The following is a 19,867-nucleotide window of genomic DNA, read 5'->3' as shown; positions in this document are numbered from 1 at the left end:
TTGTACGCCAGTTTATTGCTTTGGGCTGGGGTTGGGGTTATCGGGTGGGCGGCTGTAGTATGGCCTGAAAGGCCTCTGGAATGTACCGGGTGATGTCAGAAGCCCGCAGGGCGTAAACCGTCCGATGTCGGGCGGCGGCATCCCCGGCGCAGCCGTGCAGGTAGACCCCCAAGGGGGCTGCCTGCCAAACGGGTTGCTGCTGGGCCTGCTTTTGGGCGGCCAGCGCCCCGATGACGCCACTGAGTACATCACCACTTCCGGCGGTGGCCATGCCCGGATTGCCGGTGGGAGAAATCCAAAGAGGTTGGCTTTCCGATGCTGCGCCTGAGGGTTCGTTCGATGCCTGAGCCTGCGTCGCTACTAGGGTGGCCGCTGATTTCATCACCACGGTGGCTTTATAGCGTTCTCGGGCCGCTTGGGCGGCTTGCGGCAAATGGGCAGAGACGGCGGCATTCTCTCGGTGCAGCAGGCGAGCGCATTCCCCCACATGGGGCGTCAAAATAAAATGTTCTGATAAAGCCATGGTCCGCTCGGCCAAGGCGAAGAGGGCATCGGCATCCACAATCACCGGGAGAGGCAGGGTCTGGAAGTGGGCTAGTAGGGCTTGCACGGCCGCCAGAGTTTCCGGGGCTCGCCCCAGTCCAGGGCCAATGACAATCGTGTTATACCGTCCATTGGCCAAGGCTTCCTGAATGGTGGCCACCGAGGCGGCTCCCAGTTCATGCGCATCCGGTAAAGGCAGGCGCATAATCTCCGCCCGGCAAGGCACTTGGCGAAACACGCTGGGCATACTGGCCAGCGTGACCAGTCCGGCTCCGCAACTGGCCGCCGCTTCGGCGCATAAAACGGCCGCCCCGGGCATGGCTTGGCTGCCGGCAATCACCAGCACATGGCCGTACTGGTACTTGTGGCTATCAGGTTTTCTCTGCGGAAGCCACTGCCGAGCGTCGGTGGGCTCAATCAGTTGGTAGGGGCTGGGTTCCTCCTCAATCAATCGGGGAGGAATGCCAATATCGGCCACGATCACCTCACCGGCGCACCCTTTGCCCGGATACAGATATAGCCCCGGCTTGCCCACGGCAAACGTCACGGTTTGATGGGCTTGAACCGCTGTGCCCAGTATGGCCCCACTTTCACTATCAACGCCGGAGGGGATATCCACGGCCAGCACCCAGCATGGCGCTTGCGCCTGCCGGGCGTTGATGGCTTCAACCAGTTGGGCTTCGAGTCCGGCGATAGTGCGACTGAGGCCACTGCCAAACAGGGCATCCACGATAAAATCCGCCGCCCCAATCCGGTTGAGGGCCTGTTGGGGCTTTTCAGCCGCTGGCAGGATCTCGATGGGCAGGCCCAGCAGCAGCTTTTCCAGATTCTCCAGGGCCTCGTTCCGGTACTGCGTGCCGGTGTAAATGACGGTCAGTTGGGTGTAACCGGCCTCATACAATTGGCGGGCGCACACAAAGCCATCGCCGCCGTTGTTACCGGGCCCACAGACAAGAATCCCCCGCTGGCCGGGTTTTGTATGCGCCTGAACGATGTTGGTCACCTGCTGACCGGCGGCTTCCATCAGCTGTTGGGGGGAAACCCCCGCTTGCAGGGTGGTTTGGTGGTCCACGTTGCTGAGGTTGGCAATGAGTTTCATCGGTTTTTGGAACCTGCTTGCTGGCTGAGACGTCATTGCCATAACGCTACCATAAGTGTGCCGAGTTCAGTCTGCCGAGTTGGTCAGGGCAGCGATGGATAGAAGCCTTCCCGCCGGGGATTTCGCTGATTTTTGGCGCAAGGGGCTGGCCAAGGCTATAATAGGGGAGAGTTGTATGTTGAGAGTGAACAGGACGGGCGCGGAAATGTGGAAAAAACAGCACGGTCAAGTGTCAAAACCAATGGCCATCAAGGCGGGACTGGCTCTGGGCTGGCTGACGCTGGCCGTCAGCGTGTTTCTGTTGACCGGTTCCCAGGCGGACTGGACGCCTCAAACCAACTACATCGACGCGGATCTGATCCGGGTGGGCATCAGCGATGACAGCATGACCACGCTGGAGTACCCCCGCACCCAGATTTCCGCCACCGGCCCCTTTGTCATTCGGGATAAGAACACGGGTGTCTCCGTTTTGAGCGGCAAGGCGGGGGATGTGGTCACCATTACCGTCGATGGAAACGGGTTTTATCTTAAAAGCAGCGGACTGAATGCGGTAACGCCTATCCCGGCCGTGGGGGGAACGGCCAACCTGAATTTGCTGGCCGTTCCCCCCACGGTGCCACCGGCTGCGGTGATGCCGGTGCCGGGCCCTTTGGTGGCGGCCCCTATTAACGATCGGGATCGGTTGAAAATTACCAACATCACCCGGCGCAAGGAGGTCCCTGAGTACCGTGGCGTGTTTGAGATTGTGCGAGCCGCCTCGTCGCCCAACAAGCTGACCGTGGTGGATGTGGTGTCGCTGGAGGATTACCTGAAGGCCGTGGTGCCCAATGAATTGCCCATGCGCTACGGGCTGGAGGCGGTGAAGGCTCAGGCGGTGGCCGCTCGAAATTATGCCATTCGCCCCCGGGAAAAGCCCTGGAAGACTTTTGATATCTGCGATTCCCAGTTGTGTCAGGTGTACTTGGGCTCTCAAACGGAAACCCCCGGCAGCAATCAGGCCATTGCCGATACCGAAGGGCTGGTGGGCCTGTACAACGGCGATCCTATTTTGGCTCTGTTCAGCTCTTCCCACGGGGGCGTGGCCGAGAACTACTCTTACGCCTTTTCCGATCCCACCACCAAGCAGTATCCAGCCCCCCCCATCGCCTATCTGCAAGGCGGGCCGGATTTGCCCTTGCCACCCGGTCTGGACTTACGAACCGAGGCGGGCGCCCGCAAGTTCTGGACGGATGGCAGTATGCGCAGCTTCGATGTGGAATCGCCTTACTATCGCTGGGAAAAGCGCTGGACTCGCCCTGAGCTGGAGGCAGCCCTCAATCAGGGTTTGCTGGCCGTATCCAAAGACAATTCCACCAAGGCTTTTGTGAGTCCGTTGTTCAAGCCCGGTGACAGTATTGGGGTGTTTAAAGGGGTGCAGGTGCTGGAGCGGGGGCTGTCGGGCAAGGCCATGGTGGTGGCCATCCAGGGCAGCCGAGGCACCTGGATGGTCAAAAAAGAGTTTCTGCTACGCAAGGTCTTTAGCAACGGCGGCAAAATGTTGCCCAGTGGGAACGTGGTTTTCACCCCGCAGAAAGATGCCAAGGGGGCTATCGTGGGCCTGATTGCCAACGGCGGCGGTTTTGGGCATGGGGTGGGCCTCAGCCAGTTGGGGGCCAGCTGGATGCACAAACACGGCTACCGCTTCCCGCAAATCGTGCAGCACTATTACCGGGGGGTCAGTTTGGGGTCCATTCCCGTTTCGGTGGGCTCGAATCCGATCAACAAGCCGGTGATGACCCGCTTTGACGTACATCAGGCCAAGGGCACCCTGTGGATTCAGGAGGGCGATTCGGCGGCCAGTTTGCCCAGCAGGCAAGGCCCCATTGAAATCGAGCTGAACGGGAAGAACCTGAAGCTCTCCCCCAGCGGATTTCGTTCCGGCATTGCCGTGGATGGCTACCTGAAGGCGGGAACACTCAATAATCTCCTGCTATTCCCGGATCGGGAGCAGCCCCAGCGCAAAATCAAGGCCTGGATCGAGTTGTATCCGGCTCAAAACGGCTCAACACTCGCCAGTCGATAGTAGTTGCTGCTAGTGACTGACCGCAGGGATGGCGTCCTGATCTTCCCAAGCCTCCGGCTTGGGCCACACGCCCGGATTTTGACCCGTCCCCGTCAGCGGGGCTGAATGCAGGGCGGGTGCGCCACCCATTCCGGGCGCGCCGTTTTGCGGAGCCAGCGGCATCACATCCAGATTGGATACGGGTTGATCGGCGGGAGAGCCGATGACCACGTTTCTGATGCGCAGTCGATTGAGTTTGACCATGCCTGTGGCTGTTTTTAAGTCCAGCTTGAACTTATCTAGGTAGACAATTTCGCCAAAATAGCGTTTTTTGCGGTTGACTTCAACCACATCGTGCCGGTTGGTCAGCTGAATGCGATGAATGTTCATTTTGCTGCCAAAGTTGCTGTCTTCCCGAAATTCGATGAGATCGCCGGTGACCCGATCCAGCTTGCCCTGAACCAGCTTGCCGTTCATAAAGTGCATCACGTCCGCCTGACTGGGAGGGGCGCAGGTGGTCAGCAGGGCCAGCGCCAATGCCAGTGTTAGGCCAAGGGCTTGGGGAGTCTTGGGGAGGTTCGGCATCGGCAAATGCTCCTGTGGGTTGCTGCGGGTTGGGTGCAAAGGCTTTGCCTTCCAGTCTAGGGAATTCGGTGGCTTACGGCATCGGTCGCCTGTAGGACTTCATTTTTCCTGAGGCCGGTTTCTCTTAAGTTTGAACTGCTTGGGTGACTGTGCCCCAAATGCCAAAACGCCCCACCAATGAAGGGGCGGGGCGTGGTGGTTTTTAGCGTCGATGGTGGGTTACTTTTTCTTTTTGGGGAACGCCGCAGGCTTGGCCTTGGGGGGCTGCCGATCGCTGGGCTTTTTGGGGGTACCTTTAGCGGCCCCTTTTTTGGCCGGGCTTTTCAAGGGGGCGGTGGCTGGCGCTTTGGCCACTTTGGCTTTGGGAGCGGCTGTTTTGGCTGCCGATTTGGGAGCGTTTGCTTTTCCGCCGCCCAGACTGGCATCTTCATTCAGCAGGTACTGAACGATGGTTTTCACGGAAACCCCGGTGGCCTTCTCGTCCGGGGTCATATCGGCTCCGGCGATGTCCATGTGCGCCATCGGCAATTCGCTGGGCGCCCCGCTCATCACGAAGGCCGCCGCAGTCTGGGCACCCCGGTTCTTGCGCTGCGAGGTGTTGATGATATCGGCCCCATCCAGCTTGCTTTTGATGTTCTCAAAGTCGTCTTCGGTCACATCCAGGGTCTGAATGGGCTCGCCCTGAGAGCGCCCGGCAGCGGCGATGCGATCCCGCAGGGCTTCGTTGTTGCCCATCAGGGCAATATAGGAACCCACGGCCACGGAAGCGGCCCCGGTCAGGGTGGCAATGGTCAGGATCTCTTCCGGCTTGCCTTCAGCGGCTTTGGCCACGGCATCGATTAGGGTCAAGCGACCTTCGGCATCGGTGTGGCGAATTTCCACTTTTTTGCCGCAGGTGGTATTCACAATGGAATCTGGAATCATGGCGTCGCTGTCGATTTTATTGGGGGTGGCGGCCAGATAGGCGGTCACTTCAATGTTTTGCGGCTGCAAGGCGGCCATGGCCTGCATGGTACCTAGCGCTACCGCCCCGCCAGTCATATCCCCCTTCATGGTCACCATATAATCGCCCGGTTTGACCTGATAGCCGCCGGTATCGAAGATCACACTCTTTCCCACAATGGCGATTTTCTTTTTGGCCTTACCCGATTTGGGGGCGTAGTGCAGGCTGATGAATTTGGGCGGATCGCTGGCCAGAGAGCCCTTGGCCACGGTGAAGAAGCAGGGCATGTTTTTCTCAATCCAGGCAACGCTGTTTTGTACGTTGACCTTGATGGCGCTGTTTTTGCCAATGGTTTTGGCGTGTTCCACCAGGGTGTTGGTGCTTTTCAGGTTGGACGGGTGATTGACCAGATCTTTCACCAAACTGCGGGCTTCCGCCAGGGCTTGGGCTTGCTGCAAGGTGCTTTCCAGTTTTTTAGCGCTCAGTAAAATCACGCTTTCCAGCTTGGGGCCGGGCTCTTTGGCTTCCATGGATTTATAGGTGGCCTGAAAAACGGCATCCACCGCCAGAGACACCGCCGCTTCCGTGCTGAGTTTCTCCGTGGCTTCAGGCAATAAAATGGCGGCCGCTTTAAAGTCTTTCAGCCCCAACAATCCGGCCAGCGCCTTGTGGGCGTTGGCTTCCCAGTGGCGGGGCAGCACTTTGTCCGCTTCTCCCAACCCCACCACAACCAGTCGGCGCGCGCCCAGCTTGTTGGCGGAAGATTGCCGCACGGTCAGCGTTTTGCCTTTGCTGCCGTCAAATTTTTCTTCGGCGGCAATGGCCTCAATCTCGTCCTTCAGGGCTTTGTCCAAGGCAATGGGCCACACAATGGAGGTTCTGGGATCGACTTCCTTGGGGCTTTTGCCCTTGCTGTCCGCAGAGGGGGCAGGCTTTTTGAATACGGGAATGATCAGGCCATCGGCCTTGATGCTGGTGGCTTTTTCGCTGGAAAAACTGAAACGGGTTTTGGCTGACCCCATGAGCAACTCTCCTAACTCTTCAATACAGGCCCAATAAAACGCCCTGAAATAAAACCGGTTACAGGCCGACACCCCTTAAACCCCGGGGTGCCCAACGGCTGCAAGTATCCCTATTGTACCGGATGACAGCGGCTTTGGCCCAGTGCATTTTAGGCAAACTAAGGGGAAGGGGATGCCTCCAACTGCTGTTGCAAGCTGTGACGCACGGCGTTCACCAAGGGGTCAGGCACTGGGCGGCCACTCCACAGCTCAAAGGCGCAGATACCCTGATAAATCAGCATGTCCAGCCCATTGAGACTCAAGCGGTTTCGCTGGCTGGCCTGTTGCAGCAGTTGGGTTTCCAAGGGGCGATAAATCAAATCGTAGACCCAGCCGCTTTCGGGCAGGCTATCCAGCAAGGCCGGGCGGAGGGGGCAAGTCTCAATCTGGGGGTACATACCCACCGGGGTGGTATTAATCAGTCCGGCAAAGCCCGATAAATCATCGACCGTCTCCAGGGCCACCAGATTGAGTCGGGTGGGACTGTTCAGCGTTGTTTTGATGAGTTGGCCATCGCTGGTAATGGATAGGGCTTTGGCCGGATTGCGCACGGCAAAGGTAATGGCTTGTGTGCGGGCTTCAATCAGGCCGGTCATCACCGCTCGGGCGGACCCCCCGGCCCCCAGAATGAGCAGGTGACTGTGGGGAAGCGCTTCCCGCACCTGAGGGGGTAGGCTGCGCATAAAGCCTGCGATATCGGTGTTGTGTCCCCTGCGCTTGATGCCGCCGTTATCCGCCTGCGTTTCAAATACAATGGTATTGACCGCCCCGGCCAGTTCCGCCTGCGGACTGAGCCAGTCCATTTCCTGCATCACAGCCACTTTGTGGGGAATGGTCACATTCAGGCCCCGCAGACCTTGTTGCTCCAGTTCCCGCAGTCGGGTCACCAGTTGCTCGGGCGGCAGCTCGTATTTGGCGTACTCGCCCGCCAGCCCCAAGCCCCGCATGAGTTCCGCATGCAGCAGCGGAGAGAGGCTGTGAGTGAGGGGGTAGCCAATAATCCCCAGTTTCAAAAAGCTCATGGGCGTTGATTTTTGTTAATTTATACTGCGGCGGCCGCTTTTTGAGAAAGGGCGTTCAGGGCCTGCTCCAAATCCGCTTTGAGATCGGCCACGTCCTCAATGCCCACCGACAGTCGAATCAGGTTGTCGGTAATGCCCAATGCCTGACGTACCTTGGGATCCACGGACAGGTGGGTCATCAGGGCGGGATGCTCAATCAAGGATTCCACGCCGCCCAGACTTTCCGCCAGGGTGAACACTTTCACGCTTTTCAGCAGCTTGCGGGCTTCCGCTTCACCGCCTTTCACCCGAATGGAAATCATGCCACCGCCCGCTTTCATTTGCTTTTGGGCCAGGGCGTGTTGCGGGTGGGAAGGCAAGCCGGGGTAGAACACCGCTTCCACGGCTTCGTGCTGTTCCAGATACCGGGCCAGCTCCAGGGCGCTGGCGCAATGGGCGTCCATGCGCAAGCCCAGGGTTTTCAGGCCCCGCAGGGTCAGCCATGAGTTGAACGGATCGGGGTTGGCCCCAATGGTGTTTCGGTGAAAGCGGATGGCATCATTCAGGCTGTCATCCTTCAACACCAAGGCCCCACCGATGACATCGCTGTGCCCGCCAATATACTTGGTGGTGCTGTGCAGCACGATGTCCACGCCCAGTTCGATGGGCCGTTGCAGGTAGGGGCTGGCAAAGGTGTTGTCCACGCAGGTTAAAATGTTGTGCTGTTTGGCGATTTGGTTAATGGCCGCAATGTCCACCAGCTTTAACAGCGGGTTGGTGGGGGTTTCCATGTACACCATTTTGGTGTTGGGTTTAATAGCCTTTGCTACGTTTTGCGGATCGGTCATATCAATAAATTCAATGTCCACACCGTATTTGGCCAATACTTTGGTGGTGTAGCGGAAGGTGCCGCCGTAAACGTCATCCCCAATTAGCAGGTGATCGCCGGGCATAAACAGGGCGTTGCACATGGTGACCAAGGCCCCCACGCCACTGGCAAAGCAGTAGCCGTGCTGGCCGCCTTCCAAATCCGCCAGAACACCGGCCAGGGTGTCTACAGTAGGGTTGCCGCAGCGGGAGTAATCCCAGCCCTTATGCACCCCAGCGTCTTCCTGGGCGAAGGTGGAGGTTTGGTAGATGGGGTTGATGACCGCCCCGGTGACGGGATCGGGATGTTGGTGGCTGTGAATGGCGATGGTTTTGAACTGCATGGCAAAACTCCTGTTTAAATCGGGTGGTGCCCATACTGTACCGCAAACCCACTAATAGCGTTAGCGGGGCAGTCGAATGCCCTCAATGTCATACTGTTCCATAAAGCTATCAAATTCGACTTCAATGGAGGGAGCAGTATTAAAGGGGTTTGCCAGCACAATGGTTTTAGGTGTGGATTTGTCGAGGCGAACGGAATAGTAATGGGCCTCATCAAAGGGCTTGGCCGTTACAATGTCCAACTCTTCCTGAGTTTGGGCGTGTTGAATGTACTGCCGGAACTGCTCAACGCGTTCATCGTGTTTAAATTCAAATTTGCCAATCCGGTGATCTGCTTGCCAGGGGAGGAGTGTTTCTCTGCGAACACCGTTAACAATATCGACAGCGATCGGCTGTCCAGCGGCGTTCCGTAGAACACCTTCTGACTGGCTGCGAGCATTCTGGATATTGATCACTTCGTGATCGGGGCCAAAGATTCGGGCCAAGGCATTTTTGGATTCATCCTCTTCTCCAAAAATGGGATTGGGAATTTTGGAATAAGCACACTCTAAAATGCTTACGCCTTCGCACTCTGATTTTACGCCAGGAACATCGTCACCATTGGCTAAGCGGAGACGCCCTAATTCTCCCGTGCTGACGATAACGGGTTGTGGCTGCCCCGGAAATGTGACCGCATAGCCATCCGGGGTTCGGGTGATCTTGATTTTCTCCAGAATCTGCTTGCCTTGGGGATGATGAAAAATGGCATCCAGAGATGATAGTAAATAGCAGGTGTTGCCGCTCTGTTGCCGAAACTGAATGTCGGTTAACTCCGGCCCGAACAGTTCTTCCATTAGAGCGGGTGATGTGGTGTTGGCGACAGAGCCGGCTTGAGAAACTTGGGAGCTACTGGCGGCTTGGGGGGTGGGCGTTGGCCGATTTGTTATCTGGTTTGGGGCTAATTCGTTTTGTTGAGCGTGCAGGTTTTGTGCCAGCGTTGCATCGCTTGAGATTTGAATTACTCGATTGAGTTCCCGAGCCTCCAATTTTTCCTGAGCCAGCCTTCTAGCGTCCTCTTCTCTGGCGCTGATTTCTGACCGTTCGATGGCCGTTTGCAGGTCAAGATCTTCTGGGGTTTTAAGGAGTGGCTTGGCCTGAGATTGGACAGCCGGGCTCTCGGGGATTGGTGGTCTTTGCGGGTTGGGGCGTGTCTTTAATACCAAAGGCGGTGGCGTTACCGACGGACTTGGATCCGCCGGGGCCGCGAGTTGTACTTCAGCGCTGACGGCTGGCAGGGTGGACTTGGTGGATGGGTCATGGTTTTGACTTGGCGAGGGGACTGGGCCGGTCGTTTCGGTGGCTTTGGGTGAGGTTTCCGGGGTTTTGAACCACGACAGGATAATTTTAAAGGGCGAAATCAGGAATTCCCACAGCCGCAGAGCGCCCTGCTTAATGCGCTCCCAAGGGGAGGGTGTTGCTACTTCTTGGCCGAACCGAACTTTGGGGGTGGTACCAGCGGCGGCTTTCTGAATTTTTTGAGGGTTTTCGGCAGGCCGGATGGCCTGTGTTCTGGGGGTGTAGGTTTGCTGGGTAGATGAAATCATGCCGGGCCAACTGTCCTTGCTGAAGACTGTCCTGAAGTGTCATCAAGCCCATTAAAACCGGTCTATCCGCATTGTTGCCCGCGGGCGTGTAAGTAAATTGTTGCCCGCGGGCGCGTAAGCGGTTTCCAGCCAGGCTACAGCAGGCCCTGTTCTTTCATCCAGTCATCGTTGTAGATTTTGGAAATGTAGTTGCGCCCGTTGTCGTGCAGCATAATGACGATGGTCTTGCCCTTCAGCAGCTCTTTATCGCGTTGCAAGAGCTTACGGGCGCTGGCTAGCACCGTACCGCAGGAGCCGCCCACCAGCATGCCCTCTTCCCGGGTGATGCGCCGGGCCTCTTCAAAGGACTCCTTGTCGGTAATGGTGAACATCTCATCCACCACTTTCACGTCAAACACCTGGGGCCAGAAGTCGTAGCCGATGCCTTCTACCAGATACTGGCCGGCTTCTCCGCCGGAGAAGATGGAGCCTACCGGATCGGCCCCGATGACTTTAATATTGGGGTTTTTCTCTTTTAAATAGCGAGAAGTGCCGGTAATGGTGCCGCCGGTGCCCATGCCGCACACAAAGTAATCCAGCTTGCCCGCGGTTTGCTCCCAGATTTCCGGGCCGGTACTTAGGTAATGCGCTTCCGGGTTACCGGGGTTTTCATACTGGTTCAGCATGTGGGTGTTGGGGCGTTCCCGGGCGATGCGCTTGGCGATTTCAATGTAGTTATCCGGGTGATCGTGAGCCAGTTCCGTGGGGGCCAGAATCAGTTCCGCGCCAAAGGCCCGAATCAGACGGCGTTTCTCTTCGCTCATCTTCATGGGCATTGTAATGACCAGTTTGTAGCCCTTGGCCGCGCAGACCATGGCCAATCCCAGGCCGGTGTTGCCGCTGGTGGGTTCTACCAGCGTATTGCCGGGCTTAATGCGCCCTTCTTGCTCGGCCCGTTCAATCATGCGCAAGGCAATACGGTCTTTCATGGAGCCATTGGGGTTCACAAACTCCACTTTGGCCAGCACGGTGGTCTCCGGGAACTCGCTGAACACCCGATTCAGGCGTACCATGGGGGTGTGCCCGATGGCCTCGGTAATGGAATTGCACACGCCTGCGTAGTGGGTGGGCTGGTGCTGGGCGGAAGGGGTGCTGGAAATGGACATGATTCAAAGACCTTTTATTGGGACTAAATTATTAGGGCTTATTGAGTTGGGCATATGATGTGTAGTGGGGGAGTAATTCGTTGAGCCAGTGGGCATTAAGGGCTTCTCGGTCAAATCTGAATTAGTGTGCGACTATTCTAGCAAAAACAAGTTGCAGCGTTGGTGTGCCCGATTGCGAAACTCGCTGTACTCAAACAATTACAAGCGGCTTGAGAAGGGGTACTGATTCTAAAAATCAACTGGCGGTGTCCTGGCAAAAACACAGACCGTCAGTGCGTTTGGGGCAAGGGGTGGCGTCAAATTTCATCCACGGATTTTTAAAGCAATCCCGGCTGTAGACATAACTTTTGGCAAAATCGGCCAAGGCCTCAGGAGACATATCCTGTTCCGCCGCCAGGCAATCCAGACAAAACAACTCTTCTTCATAGTTCAGGGCCAGATTCATCAGCTGAACCCGCTCGCACACCGGCGCCCCGCAGCGGTCACAGGTGTAGTCAAAAAAGTGGATGGGCAGGGGAGTCATCATAACGGCATCATACCAAAAAGAGAACGGGCCGAAAGCAGGAGTGACCCACTCTTTTGTGTTCATATCGGTTTGTAGAGCGGTATTTTTAACCCCGCTGGCAAGACCCCTATGTTCGGCATACAATACAGCCATGGTGCGTTTTTGCACCCGTTCGCCTCAGATTTCTGGCTCATATAAGGAGTGATCGTCCCCATGAAACCCGAATTGCAACCCGTGTTTGCCGGTAAAAAAGTGGCCTTTATCAGCGTATTCGATAAACAGGGGCTGGAGCCGCTGGCTCGGGCGCTGAGCGAGCGTTACGGCTACGTTATTTTATCCACCGGAGGCACTAAAAAGTTTCTGGATGAGCGGAATATTCCGGCCATTGAAAGTTCTGAAATCACTGGCTTTGGGGAGCTATTGGGCGGTCGGGTGAAAAGCCTGCACCCGGAAATTTTCGCCGGTATTCTGGCGGAATCCAAAGACCGGCAAGATAAAGACACGGTTCCGTTTGCCGTGGACGTGGTGGTGGTCAATCTCTATCCTTTTGAGGCGGAGCGGGATCGTTTCGCCCAGGAGGAAGATTCGCAAGATCCCCTGCACATGCTGCACTTTGTGGATATTGGCGGCTCGGCCCTGATTCGGGCGGCGGCCAAGAATTATCCGCTGGTCAATGTGTTGGGCAGCCCTGCCCAGTACGAGGGCTTTTTGGCGGAAATGGAACAAGGCAACGGCAGCACCTCCCTGAGTTTCCGTAAAAAACTGGCCGTAGAGGCCTTTGCCCAGTCTTCTTACTACGATGGTCTGGTTCAGCGTTACCTGATGAGCCAGTTGAGCAAGCCGGAAGCGCAAACCGCCTTGCCGGACGCTCTGACTCTGCCGCTGTCCAAAATTACCGACCTTCGTTACGGGGAAAACCCCCATCAACAGGCGGCCTTGTACGGCTTGGCCAAACGCCACGTTGATTTTGAGTACCTGCATGGCAAAGAGCTTTCGTATAACAACATTCTGGACATGCAGGCGGCCTGGAATATCGCTACGGAATTCAACGAGAATCCGGCTTGTGTGATTGTGAAGCACAACAACCCTTGCGGGGTGGCCATTTCCACCCGCTCTGTGCAAGACGCTTTTCAGCGGGCTTTGGATACCGATCCGCTGAGCGCCTTTGGCGGGGTGGTGGCCTTTAATCAGCCGGTCACCGAGGCGGCGGCCAAGCTGATGAAAGATATTTTCCTGGAAGTGATCATCGCCCCTGATTTTGAACCCGGCGCCTTTGAGCTGTTATCCACCAAGAAAAACCTGCGGCTGGTCAAACGGGACTTGCCCGAGTTGAAAGTGGGCCAGACCGATTACAAACAGGTGGCAGACGATCTGTTTTTGGTGCAAACCGTGGACGAGAAAAAAGCCAAGCTGGGCAATATGGGCTTTCAAATCGCCACCGAGCAAAAACCGACCGATGCCCAGTTGGAAGACATGGTATTCGCCTGGAAAATCGTCAAACACGTCAAATCCAACGCCATTGTGTTGGCTAAGGACGGTAAAACGGTGGGCATCGGTGGCGGGCAAACCTCCCGCATCGGGGCCCTGGAAAGCGCCCTCAAGCTGGCCTGCGATCAGGCCAAGGATGCGGTGCTGGCCTCCGACGGGTTTTTACCGCACGAGGATAATATTTACGCCGCCGCTCAGGCCCGTGTGGGGGCTATTATTCAGCCCGGCGGCAGTGTGAAAGACCCGGAAGTGATCAAGCTGGCCAACCAGTACCACATCGCCATGGTTACTACCGGGGTTCGAGAATTTCGTCACTAGTTGTTTTTGAGGGGGCTTTGCCCCCTTTGGAGCATGCTTTCCTCAAGGGGCGTTGCCCCTTATACCCCACTGGCGGGGGAACAGAGTCCAGCACCAGCGCTGTCCCCCCTCCAGACCTCCCCATGCCAAGCCCCCTTGTCTTGCGTAGCCCTGTCATTCCCGCAAAGGCGGGAATCCAGAAAAACCAGCAAGCCTCAGCAAGTACTCACTCTAATCCCTTGCGTTGTATGGTTAAATCGTATTGTCATTCCCGCTGAGGCTAGAATCCAGGGGTTTTTGTGCGCGTCTTTGTGTTGAAAATCAGTCCTATACTGGAAATCGACTGCTACAGAGACTCTGCGCTGCCGTTCTCTGGTTTCTTGGCACCAAGCGTCGGCCCTCGTCCCCGCTGACGGCGTACCCCAATCACATCGTTGATCTGGCAAATGGCATCCCGCACCCGGTCCAGATGCTTCAGGCTCTCCACATCCAATGTCAATTCAATGGATGCTGTGTGATCCGGTAAAATTTTCACCTTGGTATTGGACAGGTTGGCGTTGCAGTCGGCGATTTTGGTCAAAATATCCTTCAGCACCCCAACCCGATCAATGACCTGAATGTCCAGCTTCACGGAATGCTTGGTCTGGTTCTCGCCTTCCCAACTCACGTACATGCGCCGGTTGGGGTTGGAGTGGGCCAGATTATCGCAATCATCCCGGTGGATCATGACCCCACGGGAACGGGTCACCACGCCGATAATACCCTCGCCCGGCAGCGGGTTGCAGCATTTGGCGTTCTGATACATCATGCCTTCCAGCCCTTGAATGTCCTGTCCGCTTTTGACCAAAGGGCGTTCCTTGCGGGAGGCAAAGCTGTGCAGCATCGGATCAAAATCGGTGCTGGGGCCTTTTTTCAGTCGGTTGGTGACCCGGTTCAGGTTGACCTCCCCGTAGCCCAGGGCGGCCAATAAGTCATCCAGGCTGGTATAGTTCAGCTCCTCGGCGATCTTGGCCAGTTTGCCGCCCCGCAAGGCCTCATCCACCACCGCCCGGGTCAGTTCCGCTTCCAGCAGCTTACGGCCCTGTTCCACATGCTCTTCCCGGTAGTGCTTTTTGTGCCATTGCCGAATGCGGGACTTGGCCGTCTGGGTCTGCACGAAGTTAATCCAGTCCAGCCGGGGCGTGCTTTTCTTGCCGGTGATAATCTCGATGATATCGCCATTTTTGAGGGCGTTGTTCAGGGGCACAATGCGCCCGTTGACCTTGGCCCCGGTGCAGGTGTTGCCCACCTCCGTGTGGATGCGGTAGGCGAAATCCACGGGCGTTGAGCCCCGAGGCAGAACCACCACCCGCCCCTTGGGGGTGAAGACGAAGACTTCATCCCGGAACAGGTCCAGCTTGACCGAATCCACGTACTCCTTGGCGTCTCCGGCGTCCTCTTTGAGTTCCACCATTTGCCGCAGCCAGGACATCTGCTGTTCCTCGCCACTTTGGCTGGCCTCAGAAGTGCCCACTTCCTTGTATTTCCAGTGGGCGGCAATCCCGTACTCGGCGATGCGGTGCATATCCCAGGTGCGAATCTGCACTTCCAAGGGGCGCCCGTAAGGCCCGATGACGGTGGTGTGCAAGGATTGATACAGGTTGCTCTTGGGCATGGCGATGTAATCTTTAAAACGGCCCGGAATGGGGGTAAAGGCGTGGTGAATAACCCCTAACACCTCGTAGCATTCCCGCTCGCAATTGACGATGACCCGAACCGCACTAATATCGTAAATTTCCTGTACTTTTTTCTCTTGGGTCAGCATTTTTTTGTAGATGCTGTAGTAGTTTTTAACCCGCCCGTAAATTTTGGCCTCAATGCCCATGGCACTGAGTTGGTCCTTGATCTTCTCAATCACCAGCAAGATGGTGTTGGCCCGCTCATCGGTGGTGTCGGCAATCTCGCTTTCAATTTCCACGTAGCGATCCGGATCGAGATACTTCAGGGAAAGATCTTCCAGTTCCGCCCGGATTTTACCCATCCCCAGGCGGTTGGCCAGCGGGGCGAAGATCTCAATGGTCTCCGTGGCCTTTTTGATTTGCTTCTCCGGCTTCATGTGTTCGAGTGTTTGCATGTTATGCAAGCGATCGGCCAGCTTCAGCATGATGACCCGCACGTCATCGGCCATGGCTAAAAACATTTTGCGGAAGTTCTCAGCGTGGGCGTCCTCTTTGGAGGCGAATTCAAACTTGCCCAGCTTGGTGACGCCCACCACCAGCTTCAGCACCTCTTCCCCAAAGCGCTGCTCAATGTCTTCCGGCTTGCTGGCGGTGTCTTCCACCACGTCGTGCAGCAGGGCCGCCATTACCGTGGCCGTATCCACCGGAATGCCCGCCAGAATAATGGCCACATTCACCGGGTGAACAATGTAGTTCTCCATGTTCTTGCGGTACTGGCCCTCGTGCATGCGGCGGGCGTACTCAAAGGCGTCGGTAACCCGCTGCAGATCACTTTCCGGGCGTTCCTGGGCACGCAAAATGTCCAGTAACTGCGCAAACAGTTCATCTTCCTTCAGGATGCCGGGTTGTGGGTTCTGCACGGTGTGGAGTGTCCCTTTACTCAAACCTTATTATACGGCTTTCGTGACCGGATGAAACCCCTGCGCTTCAAGTCACCCGCGGAATGGGCGTGATTTTCCACAGGGCTTCCGGGTATAATCAGACCTATGCAACTCGACCTTTTCCTTTCCGCTATCGAAATTCTGGTGCTACTGGTGCTGATTGTGGCCTGTTGCGCCCTGTTTACCAACGCCATCGAATGGACAGGCCATCGCTTTAACTTGTCAGAAGGGGCGGTGGGCAGCGTGCTGGCCGCTGTGGGCACGGCCTTGCCGGAAACCCTGGTGCCCATTATCGCCATTGTCTCCGGGGTGTTTGGGCTGTCCCACCTCAGCGTGGAAACCGGGCACGAGATTGGGGTGGGGGCCATTTTGGGGGCGCCTTTTCTGTTGGGAACCCTGGCCATGTGGGTCACGGCCGCCGCGGTTTTCTATTTTGCGGCGGTGCAAAAGCGCAGCAGCCACCTGAAGTTTGATCACGGCCTGTTCCGCCGGGATTACCATTACTTTTTCCCCGCCTATCTGGCCGTTTTCGGGGCGGCCTTTATTCACGACACCACTGTGAAACGCCTGATGGCGGTGGGCTTGCTGATTTTTTACGGGGTGTACGTTTACCGTACCCTGAAAAAGGAGCATATCCCCGATGAAGACTTTGATCTACCGGCCCTGACCTTTGCCCCCAAGGTCAAGGAGCCCCAGACCTTTATCATTTTGGCCCAACTGGCGGCCAGCCTGCTGATTCTGCTGGTGCTGGTCCACTTTTTTGTGGAGGAAATCAACGATGTGGCCACCACCTTGGGCGTACCGGCCTTGGTACTCAGCCTGATTGTCACCCCCATCGCCACCGAACTGCCAGAGAAATTCAACAGCGTGGTGTGGATTAAGGCCCGCAAGGACAATCTGGCTCTGGGCAACATTACCGGGGCCATGGTGTTTCAAAGCTGCATTCCCACGGGCATTGGGCTGGCCTTTACCCCGTGGGTTCTCAATCAGCAGGGCATGCTCAGCGTGGGTCTGTGTTTGGCCTCCTCGCTGCTCATTTACCTGTGCGCCTGGAAGCAACCCCGTCACCTGCCGCAGGTGCTGTTTGCCAGCGGTATCTTTTACCTGATCTTCCTGTTTTATGCCGTGTACATGTGGGGCAAGTTGTAACACCCGATCATAGCCTTGTTTCTGGCGTGTCTGTGCGGGATGGCAGGGACAACCGCCAGGCTTGATGATAAAACTGAAAAACGGTTGATTTGGTCCTCAATCATGGTGTGTTCTTGAGAAAAGGAAGTCGCTTTATGAGTTTGTTCAGTCCCTTTCAGCTTCGAGAGGTGGTATTCAGAAATCGGGTGGGGATATCCCCCATGTGTCAGTACTCGTGTCAGGATGGCTTTGCCACGGACTGGCATCTGGTGCATTTGGGCAGCCGGGCCGTGGGGGGAGCCGGAATGGTTATGGTAGAGGCCACCGCGGTCTCCCCGGAAGGGCGCATTAGCCCGCAGGATTTGGGACTGTGGAAAGACGCCCACATTGAACCACTGGCTCGGGTGGCCCGCTTTATTCAGGAGCAAGGGGCGGTTGCGGCCATTCAAATCGCCCATGCCGGACGCAAGGCCAGCGCTGCGGCGCCCTGGAATGGCGGTCAGCCGGTGGGCATTGCGGAAGGCGGCTGGTCTCCCGTGTTGGCCCCCAGCGCCATTCCCTTCGATGAGGCTTCTCAAACTCCGCATGCCCTGACGGTGTCCGAGATTGAGGTGTTGAAAGCCGCGTTTGCCGCTGCTGCCCGTCGGGCCCTGAAAGCGGGTTTTCAGGTGCTGGAACTGCACGCCGCACACGGGTATCTGCTGCACTCTTTTTTATCCCCGCTGTCCAATCAGCGCACCGACGCTTACGGCGGTAGTTTAGAGAACCGTATGCGCCTGCTGTTGGAGATTGCCACGGAGGCTCGCCAGATTTGGCCGGAATCCCTGCCCTTGTGGGTGCGTATTTCGGCCAGTGATTGGGCGGACGGCGGCTGGGACGTGGATCAGTCCGTGCAGCTATGCCGGGAACTCAAAAAACGAGGGGTGGATCTCATTGATGTGTCCTCTGGTGGGGCGGTGCCGGATGCCAAAATTCAAACCGGACCGGGCTATCAGGTCCCTTTTGCCGAAGCCATCCGTCAGCAGGCGGAAATCCCCACTGCGGCGGTGGGCATGATTACTGAGGCTGAGCAGGCCAACGCCATTATTGAACAGGGGCAGGCCAATTTGGTGCTTTTGGGGCGTGAATCCTTGCGGAATCCTTACTGGCCCTTGCATGCCGCCCATCAACTGGGGGTGGCGCAGGCTTGGCCTCCGCAGTATGAACGGGGAAAGCCCCGGATACGCCAGTCCGTATAGCCATACAGGCATATAGCCATCGGCTCAGTATGCTGAAAGCCCCGTCTCTCATTGGAAAGAGGCGGGGCTTTGCTCTCGGTAGGTTAAGGAGAAAGTGAGATGAGGTTAAGGAGAAGTAAGGCGCTTTGGCTATGCGGGACTTCAGGAGGCGCTGCGCACTTTTTGCAGCATCTCGTCGTACTCGGCGGCGTGCAGGGCTTCCACCTTGCGCAGGGCTTTAAAGCGTTGGGCCGCCTTTTGGAAAATGCTGGCATGCTCCCGGGATTCGGCGGCCTGCTCCTGAAATTCAGCCACGGCAGTTGCATCTCCCTCTTGTAAGGCGATGCGCTCAAAGTCCGGGTACATGTGGTTGGCCTCATACAATTCGCCGTCCCGGGCCAGTTCCAGTAGTTTTTCCACGGTCATGCCCTGCTTGGGATACAGCAGTTGCAGGTGGGCAAAGGCGTGCCCGGTTTCCTGATTGGCGATGTTCTCAAACAGGGCGGCCACTTCGGCGTTGCCCAGTTCCCGGGCCAGTTTGGCGAAGTACAGGTACTTGCGGTTGGCCATGGATTCACCGGCAAAGGCGGCTTCAATGTTCTGGGTGGTTTGGGTGAGGGTTTCCGTTGGGTTCATGCTGGACCTCTTTCTTCTTACGGTGTGGGTTTCAGGAGGAGTGAGCGGGTCAATGCCTGTCTGGGGAGTGGGTGACAAGGGCCTGAATCAGGGTGGGGGCGCTGCCGGGGGGAATCAGGGATGCTCCGGTTTGGGCGGTTTTGGACTGTTCTGGGCCATGACCCCATAGAAGTTGACCTGATAGTCAGCCACACAGAACCCTTCTCCCGGGGCATTGAACAGGATTTGCACCCTGTCCCAGGGGATGTCGTGAATTTGCCCGGTATCCACATCTATAAAGTGGTGGTGATTGCTGACATTGGCGTCGTAGCGGAGGGCGCCGGGCTCTATCACCACGGTATTCAGGAGGTTGGCGTCCACCAGGGTGTTCAGGACGTTGTACAGGGTGCCTTTGGAGAGCCCTGGGAGGGCGTCTTTGACCGCCTCGTAGATTGCTTCGGCGGTGGGGTGGCTCTTGGTTCGCATCATAAACTCCATAATGACGGCCCGCTGCGGCGTGACCTTCAGGCCTCGCTTGTTCAGGAGTTGGCGTATTTGGGCGGTTGTCATCATGGTGCAGATGCTTTCAGGCCTTGAATGGGGTTTTGGAATGAATTAGTTTTATTTGATAATAAAACCTAAATCGTTCTTAATTCTTATTAAGAATAAGTCTAATCTAGGAATTTGTCAAGTTTGGAGGGGGAAGTCTTGGGGATTGTCGTCAGGGCTTTAGAAGCACTCAAGTGCCTGTCAGGGCCTTTTACGCCATGGATTGCGGCGGGTGGCTCAATTCCTGACTTTATGGGGC

15 protein-coding genes are annotated in these 19,867 nt (G+C 56.7%); 4 read left to right on the top strand and 11 right to left on the bottom strand.

Translation table 11 applies throughout. The features are described from left to right. Positions 1–37 precede the first annotated feature (37 nt). The gene (locus DF283_RS12190; protein ID WP_303675156.1) at positions 38–1,642 is read right to left on the bottom strand and encodes an NAD(P)H-hydrate dehydratase; all 1,605 of its coding nucleotides are present in this window, start codon (positions 1,640–1,642) and stop codon (positions 38–40) included. Positions 1,643–1,817: 175 nt separating this feature from the next. Here DF283_RS12190 and DF283_RS12185 point away from each other — a divergent pair, with 175 nt between their 5' ends. Beyond that, positions 1,818–3,704: a SpoIID/LytB domain-containing protein gene (locus tag DF283_RS12185; protein ID WP_303675155.1), complete on the top strand. Its 1,887-nt coding sequence runs from the start codon at positions 1,818–1,820 to the stop codon at positions 3,702–3,704. A 9-nt stretch (positions 3,705–3,713) separates the two neighbouring features. On the opposite strand, the gene DF283_RS12180 is transcribed toward DF283_RS12185, so the two are convergent. The 7 genes from DF283_RS12180 to DF283_RS12150 all read right to left on the bottom strand — a co-directional run bounded on the left by DF283_RS12180 (position 3,714) and on the right by DF283_RS12150 (position 11,736). Further along, entirely contained in the window at positions 3,714–4,268 is a 555-nt protein-coding gene (locus DF283_RS12180) for a hypothetical protein (RefSeq protein ID WP_303675154.1), read from the bottom strand. 219 nt (positions 4,269–4,487) lie between these two features. Continuing rightward, a complete protein-coding gene (locus DF283_RS12175; RefSeq protein WP_303675153.1) occupies positions 4,488–6,233 on the bottom strand; it encodes a leucyl aminopeptidase family protein in 1,746 nt (581 codons plus the stop codon). 158 nt (positions 6,234–6,391) lie between these two features. Then, positions 6,392–7,294, bottom strand: a complete 903-nt coding sequence (locus DF283_RS12170) for a shikimate dehydrogenase family protein (RefSeq protein ID WP_303675152.1) — start codon at positions 7,292–7,294, stop codon at positions 6,392–6,394. Positions 7,295–7,314: 20 nt separating this feature from the next. Beyond that, complete coding sequence (locus tag DF283_RS12165; RefSeq protein ID WP_303675151.1) at positions 7,315–8,484, bottom strand: cystathionine gamma-synthase; 1,170 nt, start codon at positions 8,482–8,484, stop codon at positions 7,315–7,317. Between the two features lie 60 nt (positions 8,485–8,544). Then, positions 8,545–10,065: a hypothetical protein gene (locus DF283_RS12160; protein WP_303675150.1), complete on the bottom strand. Its 1,521-nt coding sequence runs from the start codon at positions 10,063–10,065 to the stop codon at positions 8,545–8,547. A 134-nt stretch (positions 10,066–10,199) separates the two neighbouring features. After that, positions 10,200–11,210: a PLP-dependent cysteine synthase family protein gene (locus DF283_RS12155; RefSeq protein WP_303675149.1), complete on the bottom strand. Its 1,011-nt coding sequence runs from the start codon at positions 11,208–11,210 to the stop codon at positions 10,200–10,202. A gap of 235 nt (positions 11,211–11,445) precedes the next feature. After that, the gene (locus tag DF283_RS12150; RefSeq protein ID WP_303675148.1) at positions 11,446–11,736 is read right to left on the bottom strand and encodes a hypothetical protein; all 291 of its coding nucleotides are present in this window, start codon (positions 11,734–11,736) and stop codon (positions 11,446–11,448) included. Positions 11,737–11,928: 192 nt separating this feature from the next. Here DF283_RS12150 and purH point away from each other — a divergent pair, with 192 nt between their 5' ends. Then, positions 11,929–13,521, top strand: coding sequence for a bifunctional phosphoribosylaminoimidazolecarboxamide formyltransferase/IMP cyclohydrolase (gene purH, locus DF283_RS12145; protein WP_303675147.1), 1,593 nt, complete (start codon positions 11,929–11,931; stop codon positions 13,519–13,521). 325 nt (positions 13,522–13,846) lie between these two features. Here the strand turns inward: purH and DF283_RS12140 are convergent, their stop codons facing one another. Further along, the gene (locus tag DF283_RS12140) at positions 13,847–16,078 is read right to left on the bottom strand and encodes a RelA/SpoT family protein (protein WP_303675146.1); all 2,232 of its coding nucleotides are present in this window, start codon (positions 16,076–16,078) and stop codon (positions 13,847–13,849) included. 126 nt (positions 16,079–16,204) lie between these two features. Between DF283_RS12140 and DF283_RS12135 the strand changes: the two genes are divergently transcribed. Together DF283_RS12135 and DF283_RS12130 are read left to right on the top strand one after the other, a co-directional pair. After that, positions 16,205–17,248: a sodium:calcium antiporter gene (locus DF283_RS12135; protein ID WP_303675145.1), complete on the top strand. Its 1,044-nt coding sequence runs from the start codon at positions 16,205–16,207 to the stop codon at positions 17,246–17,248. 134 nt (positions 17,249–17,382) lie between these two features. Further along, on the top strand, positions 17,383–18,465 hold the full coding sequence (locus DF283_RS12130; RefSeq protein ID WP_303675144.1) for an NADH:flavin oxidoreductase/NADH oxidase: 1,083 nt from the start codon (positions 17,383–17,385) through the stop codon (positions 18,463–18,465). Positions 18,466–18,606: 141 nt separating this feature from the next. Here DF283_RS12130 and DF283_RS12125 read toward each other — a convergent pair whose 3' ends face one another. Continuing rightward, a complete protein-coding gene (locus DF283_RS12125; protein WP_303675143.1) occupies positions 18,607–19,080 on the bottom strand; it encodes a rubrerythrin family protein in 474 nt (157 codons plus the stop codon). A 114-nt stretch (positions 19,081–19,194) separates the two neighbouring features. Next, positions 19,195–19,632, bottom strand: coding sequence for a Fur family transcriptional regulator (locus tag DF283_RS12120; protein ID WP_303675142.1), 438 nt, complete (start codon positions 19,630–19,632; stop codon positions 19,195–19,197). Between the last annotated feature and the right edge of the window lie 235 nt (positions 19,633–19,867).

This window comes from Vampirovibrio chlorellavorus, assembly GCF_003149375.1.
Classification (GTDB): domain Bacteria; phylum Cyanobacteriota; class Vampirovibrionia; order Vampirovibrionales; family Vampirovibrionaceae; genus Vampirovibrio; species Vampirovibrio chlorellavorus_B.
Note: the sequence above shows the minus strand (reverse complement) of the source record. Positions and strands in the feature narration are given on the sequence as shown.